13 protein-coding genes are annotated in these 15342 nt (G+C 58.9%); all 13 read right to left on the bottom strand.

The genetic code is table 11. The annotated features are described in order from the left end of the window. Positions 1 to 50: 50 nt before the first annotated feature. Positions 51 to 941: a glucose-1-phosphate thymidylyltransferase RfbA gene (rfbA, locus tag ACTJK7_RS18670; protein ID WP_064383382.1), complete on the bottom strand. Its 891-nt coding sequence runs from the start codon at positions 939 to 941 to the stop codon at positions 51 to 53. Next, complete coding sequence (rfbD, locus tag ACTJK7_RS18665; RefSeq protein ID WP_108562932.1) at positions 938 to 1831, bottom strand: dTDP-4-dehydrorhamnose reductase; 894 nt, start codon at positions 1829 to 1831, stop codon at positions 938 to 940. The genes rfbA and rfbD overlap by 4 nt, the downstream gene beginning before the upstream one ends. Continuing rightward, entirely contained in the window at positions 1828 to 2904 is a 1077-nt protein-coding gene (gene rfbB, locus ACTJK7_RS18660) for a dTDP-glucose 4,6-dehydratase (RefSeq protein ID WP_064383388.1), read from the bottom strand. The genes rfbD and rfbB overlap by 4 nt, the downstream gene beginning before the upstream one ends. A gap of 231 nt (positions 2905 to 3135) precedes the next feature. Next, entirely contained in the window at positions 3136 to 3375 is a 240-nt protein-coding gene (locus ACTJK7_RS18655) for a lipopolysaccharide assembly protein LapA domain-containing protein (RefSeq protein WP_323150850.1), read from the bottom strand. A gap of 27 nt (positions 3376 to 3402) precedes the next feature. Further along, on the bottom strand, positions 3403 to 3699 hold the full coding sequence (gene ihfB / locus ACTJK7_RS18650) for an integration host factor subunit beta (RefSeq protein WP_003189779.1): 297 nt from the start codon (positions 3697 to 3699) through the stop codon (positions 3403 to 3405). A 147-nt stretch (positions 3700 to 3846) separates the two neighbouring features. Beyond that, positions 3847 to 4125, bottom strand: a complete 279-nt coding sequence (locus ACTJK7_RS18645) for a hypothetical protein (RefSeq protein WP_064383392.1) — start codon at positions 4123 to 4125, stop codon at positions 3847 to 3849. A 201-nt stretch (positions 4126 to 4326) separates the two neighbouring features. Next, complete coding sequence (gene rpsA, locus ACTJK7_RS18640; RefSeq protein WP_039770554.1) at positions 4327 to 6012, bottom strand: 30S ribosomal protein S1; 1686 nt, start codon at positions 6010 to 6012, stop codon at positions 4327 to 4329. A 119-nt stretch (positions 6013 to 6131) separates the two neighbouring features. Then, entirely contained in the window at positions 6132 to 6821 is a 690-nt protein-coding gene (gene cmk, locus ACTJK7_RS18635) for a (d)CMP kinase (protein WP_007973641.1), read from the bottom strand. Continuing rightward, on the bottom strand, positions 6818 to 9025 hold the full coding sequence (locus ACTJK7_RS18630) for a bifunctional prephenate dehydrogenase/3-phosphoshikimate 1-carboxyvinyltransferase (protein WP_234420634.1): 2208 nt from the start codon (positions 9023 to 9025) through the stop codon (positions 6818 to 6820). Before ACTJK7_RS18630 ends, cmk begins: the two co-directional genes overlap by 4 nt. Before the next feature lie 28 nt (positions 9026 to 9053). After that, on the bottom strand, positions 9054 to 10166 hold the full coding sequence (gene hisC, locus ACTJK7_RS18625) for a histidinol-phosphate transaminase (RefSeq protein ID WP_064383393.1): 1113 nt from the start codon (positions 10164 to 10166) through the stop codon (positions 9054 to 9056). Between the two features lie 12 nt (positions 10167 to 10178). Beyond that, a complete protein-coding gene (gene pheA, locus ACTJK7_RS18620; RefSeq protein WP_007950913.1) occupies positions 10179 to 11273 on the bottom strand; it encodes a prephenate dehydratase in 1095 nt (364 codons plus the stop codon). Further along, entirely contained in the window at positions 11273 to 12358 is a 1086-nt protein-coding gene (gene serC, locus ACTJK7_RS18615; RefSeq protein WP_108562936.1) for a 3-phosphoserine/phosphohydroxythreonine transaminase, read from the bottom strand. Before serC ends, pheA begins: the two co-directional genes overlap by 1 nt. A 64-nt stretch (positions 12359 to 12422) precedes the next feature. Beyond that, on the bottom strand, positions 12423 to 15086 hold the full coding sequence (gene gyrA, locus ACTJK7_RS18610; RefSeq protein WP_108562937.1) for a DNA gyrase subunit A: 2664 nt from the start codon (positions 15084 to 15086) through the stop codon (positions 12423 to 12425). Positions 15087 to 15342: the final 256 nt, after the last annotated feature.

Below are 15342 nucleotides of genomic sequence, written 5' to 3'. Positions count from 1 at the left end.
GTTCCCGCTTGCACTGTTAAACGCGACTGTTCGAGCGAATGACGCTCAGCTCAGCGGGACGGCGAATCCAGCAACTTCTGTAGGTACTGACCGTAACCGGTCTTTTTCAGGGCATTCGCCTGGGCCGCCAATTGCTGAGAGGTAATCCAGCCATTGTTGTAGGCAATCTCTTCCAGGCAAGCGACTTTCAAGCCCTGACGGTGCTCGATGGTGTGAACGAAGTGACTGGCTTCCAGCAGCGATTCGTGAGTCCCCGTATCCAGCCAAGCGAAACCACGACCCAGCATTTCGACTTTCAGCGTCTTCTTGTCGAGATAAGCACGGTTGACGTCGGTAATTTCCAGCTCACCACGTACGGAAGGCTTGATGCCCTTGGCAATTTCCACGACATCGTTGTCGTAGAAGTACAGGCCGGTAACGGCATAGTTGGATTTCGGTTTCAGCGGCTTTTCTTCGATGCTCAGCGCACGGCCGCTTTCGTCGAACTCGACGACACCGAAACGCTCCGGATCGGAAACGTGATAACCGAATACGGTAGCGCCCTGCTGCCGTGAGCTGGCCGAACGCAGATTGTCCGAGAAGTGCTGACCGTAAAAGATGTTGTCGCCCAGAATCAGACAGCATGGATCCTTGCCGATGAACTCTTCACCGATGATGAAGGCCTGCGCCAGACCATCCGGGCTTGGTTGCTCTGCGTACGTCAGCTGAATGCCATAAAGGCTGCCATCACCGAGCAGCTTCTGGAAGCATGGCAGGTCCTGTGGCGTGGAGATGATCAGGATCTCACGCATCCCTGCAAGCATCAGCACCGACAACGGATAAAAGATCATCGGTTTATCGTAGATCGGCAGCATCTGCTTGGACACACCGAGGGTCAACGGGTGCAGACGCGTGCCCGAACCACCGGCGAGAATGATCCCTTTGCGATTAATCGTGGTCATTTGTTCAGAACTTCCCTAAGCATTCGGGTTACACCACTTTGCCAATCCGGCAAGTGTAGAGAAAAATTGTCGCGTAGCTTCTGAGTATTCAAACGTGAATTCAGCGGCCGGCGCGCGGGGGTCGGATAAGCAGTGGTATCGATCGGGTTCACGGCCTGTACGGCAAGCTGTTCGCCATTGGCCTTGGCAAATGCGATCACGTGGCTGGCATAGCCATGCCAGGACACTTCACCGCTGGCTGCCAGGTGATACAACCCCGACAGTTCAGGGCGCTGAAAGGCCTGGCGAATGGCCAACGCGGTGACGTCCGCAATCAGGTCCGCACCGGTTGGCGCACCGATCTGATCGGCGATCACGTTCAAGCTTTCGCGATCAGCGGCAAGACGCAACATGGTCTTGGCAAAATTGCTGCCGCGCGCACCATATACCCAGCTCGTGCGGAAAATCAGATGCTTGCAACCCGACGCGGTGATGAGCTGTTCGCCGGCCAGCTTGCTCGCACCGTATGCGTTGACCGGCGCTACGCTATCCGTTTCCTGCCAAGGCGTGACACCTTGCCCACTGAAGACATAGTCGGTCGAGTAGTGAACCAGCCAGGCGCCAAGGACCGCAGCCTCTTCAGCCAGGACACCGCTCGCCTGAGCATTGACGCGCGCTGCCTGCTCGACTTCAGTCTCGGCCTTGTCAACGGCGGTGTAAGCCGCTGCGTTGACAATGACATCAGGCTTTATCTGGCGGATCGTCGAACGCAAACCCTCAAGATTCGATAAATCACCACTCAATCCATCGACTGAATGACGATCCAGTGCAATCAGCTCGCCCAGTGGTGCCAGAGAGCGTTGCAACTCCCAGCCGACCTGGCCGTTCTTACCCAGCAGGAGGATTTTCATGCCTTGTTTGAGCGATCCGCATAATTTTGATCAATCCACTGCTGGTAACTGCCGCTCTTCACGTGAGCGACCCAGTCAGTATTGTTCAAGTACCATTCAACAGTCTTGCGAATGCCGGTTTCGAATGTTTCTTCCGGAGTCCAGCCCAGCTCGCGCTGAATCTTGCTTGCATCGATCGCATAGCGCTGGTCGTGACCAGGGCGGTCCTGCACGTAAGTGATCAGGCTTGCATGAGGACGATGCGCCGAGTCTGGACGCAGCTCATCGAGCAGTGCGCACAGCGTGTTCACTACTTCAATGTTCTGTTTTTCGTTATGGCCGCCAATGTTGTATGTCTCGCCGACGACGCCTTCGGTCACGACTTTGTACAACGCACGGGCGTGGTCTTCGACATACAGCCAGTCGCGAACCTGATTGCCTTTTCCGTAAACCGGCAGAGGTTTGCCTTCCAGTGCATTGAGAATGATCAGCGGAATCAATTTCTCCGGGAAGTGGCAAGGGCCGTAGTTGTTCGAGCAGTTGGTCACCAATGTCGGCAGACCGTAAGTGCGAGCCCAGGCGCGAACGAGGTGATCGGAGCTGGCCTTGCTGGCCGAATAAGGCGAGCTTGGCTGATAAGGCGTCGTTTCGGTGAAAAGGTCTTCCGGGCCTTCAAGATCACCGTAAACTTCGTCGGTCGAAATATGATGGAAACGGAAGTTGGCTTTACGCACATCATCCAGTGCCGCCCAATAGTGGCGAGCAGCTTCCAGCAGAGTGTAAGTACCGATGATGTTGGTCTGAATGAACTCGGACGGACCACTGATCGAGCGATCGACATGAGATTCCGCAGCCAAGTGCATGATGGCATCTGGTTGATGCTCACGCAAAACACGGTCGATCTGCTCACGATCGCAGATATCGACGCGTTCGAATGCATAGCGCGAATTACCGCTGACTTCAGCCAGCGACTCAAGGTTACCCGCATACGTCAGCTTATCGACGTTGATCACTGCGTCGGTAGTATTGGAAATGATATGACGGATGACTGCCGAGCCGATAAACCCGGCGCCGCCGGTTACTAGAATTTTCACGCGAAACCATACCCTTGAGTTGCTGACAGGGCTGCCAACCGAGCACTGTCTAATCCATGAACGCAAAAGCCATCAATCCAGCCGGGGCTTCTGACCAGAGTCAGTTTGTACCGACGTGGGAATATGCCACTATCGAACAAGCGCAGCATTTTACAGCTTAATGAACGTTTTACTAATGGATATAGACAAGCTGTGGCTAAAGTTTAGTTCGCCTTTCCTTCAAGGTCGCAATCAGACCAGACGCTTGCGTGAAGCTCTGGACGAACGTCTCAGAAACCAGCCAAAAAACGGCCCGATCAGCATACCCACCAGCAATGCACCAACCGTAAACACTGATACCGGAAGTTGCGGCCCCGCCCAACCAAGAAACAACAGGGAGACCGATTGCTGGTTTTCGAGAACGAACGCAAGGATCGCCAATACAAGCAATAAAATTAATACGGAAAGCAAAATGCGCTTGAGATTACTCATGAGCGGCTCCTCGCGTAACGGTGACCGTCAAACCCCCTCCTCCTCTTCTTCATTCACGCGATCACGCAACTCTTTGCCTGGCTTGAAATGCGGAACAAACTTGCCGTCAAGACTGACAGACTGGCCGGTCTTTGGGTTACGACCGACTCGCGGCGCGCGATAATGCAAGGAAAAGCTGCCAAAACCACGGATCTCGATACGATCCCCCGTGGCCAGACACTGGGACATTTGCTCAAGCATAGTCTTGATGGCCAACTCCACATCTTTGGATGAGAGCAGCCCTTGATGGGTGACAATTCGTTCGATCAACTCCGACTTCGTCATATTTTTCCCTTCTTTTTCAAGCAGCTAGGTCAGCGCTTGAAAGGTTTTAGCACGCCCGGAAGATTTTGAACAGCCCAGGGCTTGACATATCTTCCAACTCGCCACAACGCCCGTTTTCAGGGCATCGAATTACAGCCTGGCCAGCGCTCACCGACAAATCACCAACATGGTGCGAGTCACGTAGCCGGCAGGATTGAAGCCGAAGGGAAACTCATCGTCATCCCGAGCATCATCAGAACGCGTGATCACCTTGTAACCTGCCCCCTTGCATTCCTTGGCGGCGCGCTTCTGACACCTCTCCCAACCGGAACCCAAGCCGGAGCAGTCAACCTCAATGCCACTCACTCCGCGCACCGCATGGGTCTTGGCGCTGGTAGTACATCCCGCCAAGACCAACATACCCACCAGAACTATAAACTTGTTCATTCACATCCTTATGCCAGGCGCCTGCCCGACTACTGCGATCTTCAGCCTAAGCCTAGACGCGAATAGACGATTGATCCGATTAAAGAAACAGACCTCCCGGCCAAGGAAATGGTTTCACCGATTGACCAGAAAGCAGCCCCACCAAATCGCAGGCACAAAAAAGGGCGACCGAAGTCGCCCTTTTTCATGATCAGACAGAACTCAGTTCTGTTTGGCCATTGCTTGACGCAGCAGTGCCGCCATAGTGGTGTCAGCTGCTTCGCCTTCCGGAGCTGCTTTCAGGCTCTGGATGGCTTCTTTCTCTTCAGCATCGTCTTTCGATTTGATCGACAGCTGAATTACGCGGCTCTTACGATCAACGCTGATGATCTTGGCTTCTACTTGCTGGCCTTCTTTCAGAACGTTGCGCGCGTCTTCAACGCGGTCACGGCTGATTTCGGAGGCTTTCAGAGTCGCTTCGATGTCGTCGGCCAGAACGATGATGGCGCCTTTGGCGTCAACTTCTTTCACGGTGCCAGTAACGATTGCGCCTTTGTCGTTAACCGAGACGTACTCGGAGAACGGATCGCTTTCCAGTTGCTTGATACCCAGGGAGATACGCTCACGCTCCGGGTCAACCGACAGGATAACGGTGTCCAGCTCGTCGCCCTTCTTGAAACGACGTACGGCTTCTTCGCCCACTTCGTTCCAGGAGATGTCGGACAGGTGAACCAGACCGTCGATGCCGCCGTCCAGACCAATGAAGATACCGAAATCGGTGATCGACTTGATGGTGCCGGAGATCTTGTCGCCCTTGTTGAACTGGCCAGAGAAGTCTTCCCATGGGTTCGACTTGCACTGCTTGATGCCCAGGGAGATACGACGACGCTCTTCGTCGATGTCCAGAACCATGACTTCCACTTCGTCGCCGACTTGTACGACTTTCGAAGGGTGGATGTTCTTGTTGGTCCAGTCCATTTCCGAAACGTGTACCAGACCTTCAACGCCTTCTTCCAGCTCAGCGAAGCAGCCGTAGTCGGTCAGGTTGGTTACACGAGCGGTAACACGAGTGCCTTCTGGGTAACGGGCTTTGATAGCAACCCATGGATCTTCGCCCAGTTGTTTCAGGCCCAGGGAAACACGGTTGCGTTCGCGATCGTATTTCAGAACCTTGACATCGATTTCGTCACCAACGTTGACGATCTCGGAAGGATGCTTGATGCGCTTCCAGGCCATGTCGGTGATGTGCAGCAGGCCGTCCACGCCACCCAGATCGACGAATGCGCCGTAATCGGTGAGGTTTTTGACGATACCTTTGACTTGCTGGCCTTCCTGCAGGGATTCCAGCAGAGCTTCACGCTCGGCGGAGTTCTCGGCTTCCAGGACGCTGCGACGGGAAACGACAACGTTGTTGCGCTTCTGGTCCAGCTTGATGACCTTGAATTCCAGCTCTTTGCCTTCCAGGTGCGTGGTGTCGCGCACTGGACGGACGTCAACCAGGGAACCTGGCAGGAACGCACGGATGCCGTTAACGTCGACAGTGAAGCCGCCTTTAACCTTACCGTTGATAACGCCCTTGACCACTTCCTCGGCTGCGAAGGCTGCTTCCAGAACGATCCAGCATTCAGCGCGCTTGGCTTTTTCACGGGACAGCTTGGTTTCACCGAAACCGTCTTCAACCGAGTCCAGCGCAACGTGAACTTCGTCACCGACGTTGATGTTCAGTTCGCCAGCGTCGTTGTAGAACTGCTCCAGCGGGATCAGTGCTTCGGACTTCAGGCCAGCGTGAACGGTTACCCAGCGAGCCTGGTAATCGATATCAACGATAACACCGGTGATGATGGAGCCTGCCTGAAGGTTCAGGGTCTTTAGGCTTTCTTCAAAGAGTTCCGCAAAGCTTTCGCTCATTTTAATTCCTGTTGATTAGGGCGAAAAATACGCCCATCTCCACATCCCAGACAATGTGGGTTAGTTTCATTTAAAAGAAGCGTCACAGGACTATGACTGGTCCCCTGCGGCCTTCTTGGTCACCCGGCGATATCGCGAATGGCGATCTCACTCATGATGCGTTCAAGCACCTGATCGATGGACAACTCCGTGGAATCCAGCTGTATCGCGTCGGCCGCCGGCTTGAGCGGGGCCACAGCTCGCTGGGTGTCACGCTCGTCGCGCGCACGGATCTCATCTAGCAGACTCGACAGACTAACACCCTCGACTTTGCCCTTCAACTGCAAATATCGGCGGCGCGCCCGCTCCTCGGCACTGGCGGTCAGGAAAATCTTCAGTGGCGCATCGGGAAACACCACCGTGCCCATGTCGCGACCATCGGCCACCAGACCCGGCGCTTCCTGAAATGCACGCTGACGCTGAAGCAGCGCCTCGCGCACGGCGGGCAATGCAGCCACCTGCGAAGCGCCGGAACCGACGCTTTCAGTGCGGATGACATCGCTGACTTCGTCACCTTCCAGAATGATGCGTTGCAACTGACCGTCGGTCGCCGCGATGAACTGCACATCCAGATGAGCGGCCAGTTTCTTCAGTAACTCTTCATTGGTCAGGTCCACACCATGGTTGTGCGCCGCGAACGCCAGCAGGCGATACAACGCACCGGAGTCCAGCAGGTTCCAGCCAAGACGCTTGGCCAGAATCCCGGCTACGGTGCCTTTGCCCGAGCCGCTTGGCCCGTCGATGGTGATGACCGGTGCAATGTTGTTCACGACTGAGCCTCTTGCGCCACACGAATACCGACCTGCGCGCACAGCGCCAGGAAGTTCGGGAACGATGTCGCGACGTTGGCGCAGTCATGGATGCGGATCGGTGCCGTGGCGCGCAGCGAGGCCACGCTGAAAGCCATCGCGATACGGTGATCGCCATGACCATGCACTTCGCCGCCGCCGATCTGGCCGCCGTCGATGATGATGCCGTCCGGGGTCGGTTCGCACTTGACGCCCAGCGCCAGCAAACCGTCCGCCATGACCTGGATACGGTCCGACTCCTTGACCCGCAGCTCTTCGGCGCCGGTCAGCACGGTGCGGCCTTCGGCACAGGCTGCCGCCACGAACAGCACCGGGAACTCGTCGATGGCTAGCGGAACCAGCGCTTCCGGAATCTCGATACCTTTGAGTTTAGCTGCCCGTACACGAAGATCCGCTACCGGCTCGCCACCCACTTCACGCTGGTTTTCCAGAGTGATGTCGGCGCCCATCAGACGCAGGATGTCGATCACGCCGGTACGGGTCGGGTTGATGCCGACGTGTTCGAGCACCAGCTCCGAACCTTCGGCGATCGACGCAGCCACCAGGAAAAACGCCGACGACGAGATGTCGCCCGGCACTTCGATGTGGGTCGCGGTCAGCTTGCCACCGGACTCAACCGATGCCGTGGCACCGTCAACGCTCACCGGATAGCCGAAGCCGCGCAGCATGCGCTCGGTGTGGTCACGGGTCGGTGCCGGCTCGGTGACGGTGGTCTTGCCTTCGGCGTACAGGCCCGCCAGCAGCAGGCAGGATTTAACCTGGGCGCTGGCCATCGGCATGGTGTAGGTCAGGCCTTTGAGCTTGTGACCGCCACGAATGGTCATCGGTGGACGACCGTCGGCAGCGGTTTCGATCACGGCGCCCATTTCCCGCAGCGGGTTGGCGACGCGATTCATCGGGCGCTTGGACAGCGACGCATCACCGGTCAGGGCGCTGTCGAAGTCCTGCGCGGCCAGCAGGCCGGACAGCAGGCGCATCGAAGTACCGGAGTTGCCCAGATAGATCGGGCCCGGCGCAGGCTTCAGGCCGTGCAGGCCGACACCATGGATGGTCACACGGCCGTGATGCGGGCCTTCTATGACCACGCCCATGTCACGGAACGCCTGCAAGGTCGCCAGGGCGTCTTCGCCCTCGAGGAAGCCTTCGACTTCGGTGACGCCTTCAGCCAGAGAACCGAGCATGATCGAACGGTGGGAAATCGATTTGTCACCCGGTACGCGAATCCGACCGGACAGGCGGCCACCAGGTTGAGCCAGGAAAATCAGATCGTTGGAATTCATAGCGTCCACATAGGCCCTGCGGGCCAGGATTTTACTGAAATGCTCGCGGGCAACCCGGGCGCGCGTGAAGACGCCCAACAATTGGTGCCCATCCCCTGCATCGACCGCGTCGCGCAAAGCGTCGAGGTCGCTGCGAAATGTATCGAGTGTGCGCAGGACAGCCTCGCGGTTGGCGAGAAAGATGTCATGCCACATGACCGGGTCGCTTCCGGCGATTCTTGTGAAATCACGGAAACCGCCCGCAGCGTAACGGAAGATCTCAAGGTTTTCATTGCGCTTGGCCAGCGAATCGACCAGACCGAAGGCCAGCAGGTGCGGCAGATGACTGGTCGCGGCCAGCACTTCATCGTGACGCTCGACCTGCATGTGCTCGACGTCGGCGCCCAGCTCGCGCCACAAGCGATCGACCACGGCCAGGGCGGCCGGATCGGTCTGCTCCAGCGGGGTCAGAATCACTTTATGACGACGGAACAGCTCCGAATTGGAGGCTTCCACCCCGCTCTGCTCGGAGCCGGCAATCGGATGCCCAGGCACGAAACGCGCCGGCATGCCGCCGAACGCCTCGGTCGCCGCACGCACCACATTGCCCTTGGCGCTGCCGACATCCGTCAGGATCGCCTGCCCCAGATCCATGCCGGCCAGACGGGCCAGCACTTTTTCCATGGCCAGGATCGGCACCGCCAACTGGATCACGTCCGCGCCCTGGCAAGCCGCCACCAGGTCGTCTTCGCAACGATCCACCACGCCCAACTCGACCGCCAGCTTGCGCGATTGCGGATCGAGATCAACCCCGACCACCTCGCGGCACACACCGCTTTCACGCAAGCCTTTGGCAAACGAACCACCGATCAACCCCAGACCGACCACCACCAGGCGCCCGATCATAGGTGCAGCAGATTGCAGCGCAGTGACATCACCCACGAGCCAGAACCTTGCGCAGCGCTTCGAGGAAGCGGCTGTTTTCCGCCGGCAGACCGATGGTCACCCGCAGATGGTTCGGCATGCCGTAGTTGGCCACCGGACGCACGATCACGCCTTCGCGCAGCAGGCCCTGGAACACCGGAGCCGCCACCTGACCGAGGTCGACGCAGATAAAATTGCCCTTGGACGGAATCCAGCTCAGACCCAACTCGCGAAAACCCGCTTCCAGCTGTTGCATGCCGGACTCGTTGAGCTGACGGCTCTGCGCCAGATATTCCTCGTCCTTCAGCGCCGCACACGCCGCGGCCAAGGCCAGGCTGTTGACGTTGAACGGCTGGCGTACGCGGTTCAGCACGTCCGCCACCACTGGCGTGGACAAGCCGTAGCCAACACGCAGCGACGCCAGACCATAAGCCTTGGAGAAGGTGCGCGAAACCAGCAGGTTCGGATAAGCCGCGAGGAAATCCAGACCGTCCGGCAGATCGCTGCCTTCGGCGTATTCGATGTAGGCCTCGTCCAGCACTACCAGCACATGCTCCGGCACGTCCTGCAGAAACTCGTCCAGCGCTTCGGCGCCGAACCAGGTACCGGTCGGGTTGTTCGGGTTGGCGATGAACACGACACGGGTGTTCGCATCGATGGCGGCCAGCATCGCCGGCAGGTCATGCCCCCAATCCTTGGCCGGAACGACTTTGGCCTGCGCACCGACCGCCTGGGTCGCGATCGGGTAAACCGCGAACGCGTGCTCGCTGAACACCGCATTCAGGCCCGGCGCCAGATAGGCGCGCGCCACCAGCTCGAGAATGTCGTTGGAGCCGTTGCCCAGGGTCACCTGGTTCAGCTCGACACGGCACTGCTCGGCCAGCAGGGATTTCAGGGCAAAGCCGTTGCCGTCCGGATAACGGGTCAGCTCATCCAGCGCTTCGCGGATTGCGACCAGCGCTTTCGGGCTCGCGCCCAGCGGGTTTTCGTTGCTCGCCAGTTTGACGATACTTGCCGGATCCAGGTCCAGCTCGCGGGCCAGTTCGTCCACAGGCTTGCCCGGAACGTATGGCGAAAGTTGCTGCACGCCCGGCTGTGCCAGAGCGAGGAAGTTGCCACTCATTGCTACCACCCCTTAAAGAACTGCTTTCGGGTAGGAACCCAGCACCTTGAGTGCTACTGCTTCCTGACTGATCTTTTCCAGTACACCTTTGATCAGCGGATCACGGTGATGACCGACGAAGTCGATGAAGAACACGTAGGTCCATTTGCCGCTGCGCGACGGACGGGTTTCGATCCGGGTGAGGTCGATCCCGTTGTCATGGAACGGTACCAGCAGCTCGTGGAGCGCGCCGGGCTTGTTGCTCATGGACACGATGATCGAAGTCTTGTCGTCGCCGGTCGGCGGCACTTCCTGGTTACCGATCATCAGGAAGCGCGTGGAGTTGTCCGGGCGATCCTCGATCTTCTCGGCCAGACGGGTCAGGCCATAAAGCCCGGCCGCCATGTCACCGGCGATCGCCGCCGAGTTCCACTCGCCCTTGACCCGCTTGGCCGCCTCGGCGTTGCTGGACACCGCCACGCGCTCGACATTCGGATAATGGGCGTCCAGCCATTTGCGGCACTGGGCCAGCGACTGGGCGTGGGAATAGATGCGGCTGATGCTGTCGGTCTTGGTGTTTTCACCGACCAGCAGGTGGTGGTGAATGCGCAGCTCGACTTCGCCACAGATCACCATGTCGTGCTCGAGGAAGCTGTCGAGGGTGTGGTTGACCGCGCCTTCAGTGGAGTTTTCCACCGGCACCACGCCAAAATTCACCGCACCGGCTGCCACTTCACGGAACACTTCGTCGATCGCCGCCATCGGCTTGCTGATCACCGCGTGACCGAAGTGCTTCATGGCCGCCGCCTGGGTGAAGGTGCCTTCCGGACCGAGATAAGCCACTTTCAGCGGGTTCTCGAGGGCCAGACACGAAGACATGATTTCGCGGAACAAGCGCGCCATCTCTTCGTTGCCCAGCGGCCCCTTGTTGCGCTCCATCACGCGCTTGAGGACCTGCGCCTCACGCTCGGGACGGTAGAACACCGGCTGCTCGCCTTCGGCCAGACTGGCCATCTTGACCCGGGCAACTTCTTCGGCGCAGCGCGCGCGATCGCTGATCAGCTGGAGAATCTTCTCATCCAGGTTATCAATGCGAACGCGCAGCGCCTTGAGCTCCTGCTCGGACATCAGGAATGCTCCTTCTCGAATTCAGCCATGTAGCCAACCAGCGCTTCGACGGCGTCCAGACCCAGGGCGTTGTAGATCGAGGCACGCATGCCGCCGACGGAACGATGACCCTTGAGGTTGAGCAGGCCACGGGCGTCGGCGCCGGCCAGGAACGCCTTGTCCAGACGCTCGTCAGCCAGACGGAACGGCACGTTCATCCACGAGCGGGCGTTGGTGCTGATCGGATTGGTATAGAAGTCGCTGTTGTCGATGAAGCCGTACAGGCGATCTTTCTTCGCCTTGTTGCGCTGCTCCATCGCGGCAACGCCGCCCTGCTCCTTCAGCCACTCGAAGACGAGACCCGAGAGGTACCAGGAATAGGTGGCCGGGGTGTTGTACATCGAACCGTTATCGGCCGAAATCTTGTAGTCAAGCATGGTCGGGCACGAACTGCGGGCACGACCGAGCAGGTCTTCACGGACGATCACTACCACCAGACCGCTCGGGCCGATGTTCTTCTGCGCACCGGCATAGATCAGGCCGTACTGCGACACATCGATCGGACGCGAGAGGATATCGGAGGACATGTCGACCACCAGCGGAACGTCACCGGCCTCGGGAACCCAGTCGAACTGCAGGCCGCCGATGGTTTCGTTGGATGCGTAGTGCAGATAGGCCGCACCCGGGGTCAGCTTCCACTCGTTCTGGCCAGGGATGGCCAGGTAGTCATAAGGCTTGGCGCTGGCAGCAACGTTGATGTTGCCGAAGCGACGCGCTTCCTCGATGGCTTTCTTCGACCAGATGCCGGTTTCGACATAGTCGGCAGTACCGTTCTCGGGCAGCAGGTTCAGCGGAATCTCGGCGAACTGCTGGCTCGCACCGCCCTGCAGGAACAGCACTTTGTAATTGGAGGGGATGGACAGCAGGTCGCGCAGGTCTTGTTCGGCCTTCTCGGCGATGGCCACGTAGTCATCGCTGCGATGGCTCATTTCCATGACCGACAGACCCTTGCCGTGCCAGTCGAGCATCTCGGACTGGGCACGCAACAGGACAGCTTCAGGCAGCGCAGCGGGACCTGCGCAGAAGTTATAGGCTCGTTTGCTCACATCCACTCTCGCTATGCAATCACGGTAGCGGACAGAGCAAACACTCTGCCCTGCTACGATTTGGTTAGTCTTGCGACTCTTCTTCGTCTGCGGCGTCCGCCTGCAGGTTGTCGACCGCATCGTCCGGTTCGGCGCCGATCACGCCATCTTCCAGTTCGACACCTTCTTCACCTTCAAGCGCTTCACCCTCGACTTCCGACGGCTCCTGAACCCGCTCCAGACCGACCAGGGTTTCATCCTTGGCCAGTTTGATCAGGGTCACGCCCTGGGTGTTACGACCCAGGCTGGAGACTTCGTCGACACGGGTACGCACCAGCGTGCCCTGGTCGGAAATCAGCATGATCTCCTCGCCGTCGAGCACCTGAACCGCACCGACCAGACGGCCGTTACGCTCGTTGCTGACCATGGCGATCACGCCCTGGCCGCCACGCTTGTACTCAGGGAACTCGGTGATCGCGGTGCGCTTGCCATAACCACGCTCGGAAGCGGTGAGGATCTGGCTGCCTTCTTCCGGGATCAGCATCGAAATCAGCTTCTGCCCTTCCGGCAGACGCATGCCGCGCACACCACGGGCGGTACGGCCCATGGCACGAACGTCGGATTCCTTGAAGCGGGTCACCTTGCCGCCGTCGGAGAACAGCATCACTTCACGCTCGCCATCGGTAATCGCTGCGGAGATCAACACGTCGCCTTCGTCCAGCTCCAGCGCGATCAGACCGACGCTGCGCTGACGACTGAAGGATTCCAGCGGAGTCTTCTTCACGGTGCCGTTGGCGGTGGCCATGAAGATGTAGTGACCTTCGGTGTATTCCTCGACCGGCAGCATGGTGGTGATGTATTCACCGTCATCCAGCGGCAGCAGGTTGACCAGCGGACGACCACGGGCGGCGCGGGACGCTTCCGGAATTTCGTAGGTTTTCAGCCAGTACACCTTGCCCTTGCTGGAGAACAGCAGCAGCGTGGTGTGGCTGTTGGCGACCAGCAGGTGAGCGATGTAGTCCTCATCCTTCACGCCGGTAGCCGATTTGCCTTTACCGCCACGACGCTGGGCCTGGTACGCAGCCAGCGGCTGGGTCTTGGCATAGCCACCGTGGGAGATGGTCACGACGCGCTCTTCTTCCGGGATCATGTCGCCCAGGGTCAGGTCGAGACGGGCATCGAGGATTTCGGTGCGGCGCACGTCGCCGTATTCGGCGCGGATCACTTCCAGCTCTTCGCGGATCACTTCCATCAGGCGCACGGCGCTGTTGAGGATGCGGATCAGCTCGCCGATCTGGTTGAGGATCTCTTGATACTCGGCCAGCAGCTTTTCGTGTTCCAGACCGGTCAGGCGGTGCAGACGCAGCTCCAGAATGGCTTGCGCCTGCTCTGGCGACAGGAAGTACTTGCCGTCGCGCAGACCGTATTGCGGATCGAGGTTTTCCGGACGGCACGAATCGGCACCGGCACGCTCCACCATCGCCACCACGGCAGTGGATTCCCACGGCGTGCTGACCAGCGCTTCCTTGGCTTCCGACGGAGTCGGCGAAGCCTTGATCAGGGCGATCACCGGATCGATGTTCGACAGGGCAACGGCCTGACCTTCGAGGATGTGACCACGCTCGCGCGCCTTGCGCAGTTCGAACACGGTACGGCGGGTCACCACTTCGCGACGGTGACGGACGAAGGCTTCCAGCAGGTCCTTGAGGTTCAGGATCCGCGGACGGCCGTCGATCAGCGCAACGATGTTGATGCCGAATACCGATTGCAGCTGGGTCTGGGCATAGAGGTTGTTGAGGATCACCTCAGGCACTTCGCCGCGACGCAGTTCGATCACGACGCGCATACCGTCCTTGTCGGACTCGTCACGCAGCTCGGTGATGCCTTCGAGTTTCTTCTCTTTTACCAGCTCGGCGATCTTCTCGATCAGACGCGCCTTGTTCAGCTGGTAAGGGAGTTCGGTGATGACGATCTGCTGACGGCCACCGACCTTGTCGATGTCTTCGATGATCGAGCGGGCGCGCATGTAAATGCGGCCACGGCCGGTGCGATAGGCTTCGATGATGCCGGCGCGACCGTTGATGATCGCGGCAGTCGGGAAGTCCGGACCGGGAATGTATTGCATCAGCTCATCGACGGTCAGCTCGGGATTGTCGATGAGGGCCAGGCAACCGTCGATGACTTCACCGAGGTTGTGCGGCGGAATGTTGGTCGCCATGCCCACGGCGATACCGCTGGAACCGTTGACCAGCAGGTTCGGTACGCGGGTCGGCATGACCGCCGGGATCAGTTCGGTGCCGTCGTAGTTCGGCACCCAGTCCACGGTTTCCTTGTGCAGGTCCGCCAGCAGCTCGTGCGCCAGCTTGGTCATGCGCACTTCGGTGTATCGCATGGCCGCGGCGTTGTCGCCGTCCACCGAACCGAAGTTGCCCTGGCCGTCGACCAGCAGGTAACGCAGGGAGAAAGGCTGCGCCATGCGGACGATGGTGTCGTACACCGCGGTATCACCGTGCGGGTGATACTTACCGATCACGTCACCGACGACACGGGCAGATTTCTTGTACGGCTTGTTGAAGTCGTTGCCCAGCTCGCTCATCGCGAACAGCACGCGACGGTGCACGGGCTTCAAGCCATCGCGCGCATCCGGCAGTGCACGGCCGACGATCACGCTCATCGCGTAGTCGAGGTAGGACTGTTTCAGCTCGTCTTCGATATTGACCGGGAGGATTTCTTTGGCCAGTTCGCCCATGAGAAGCCTGATTCCTTTTTCTGGTGAAACTTCGCCATATCCATAGGGGACGCACGAAGCTCGTCGATGCAGGCCGAGTGCCATGCGCCGACTTACGACAAATCGACAAGTTGACCCTGGATTTGCGCAGTGAAGACAACCCCGTGGGACTGCCTCGGAAAACGCCGGATGTTATCACAAGAGCCGCCACGCACCTATCCCCCAGATGCGCATGGAGCATAGTTAGTTGACCGATGACAGGCTTAACGGGGACGAG

This window comes from Pseudomonas sp. 22085 (assembly GCF_052045815.1).
GTDB classification, from domain to species: domain Bacteria; phylum Pseudomonadota; class Gammaproteobacteria; order Pseudomonadales; family Pseudomonadaceae; genus Aquipseudomonas; species Aquipseudomonas glycinae.
The sequence above is the reverse complement of the archived record's forward strand: the minus strand, read 5'-3'. Positions and strand labels throughout refer to the sequence as shown.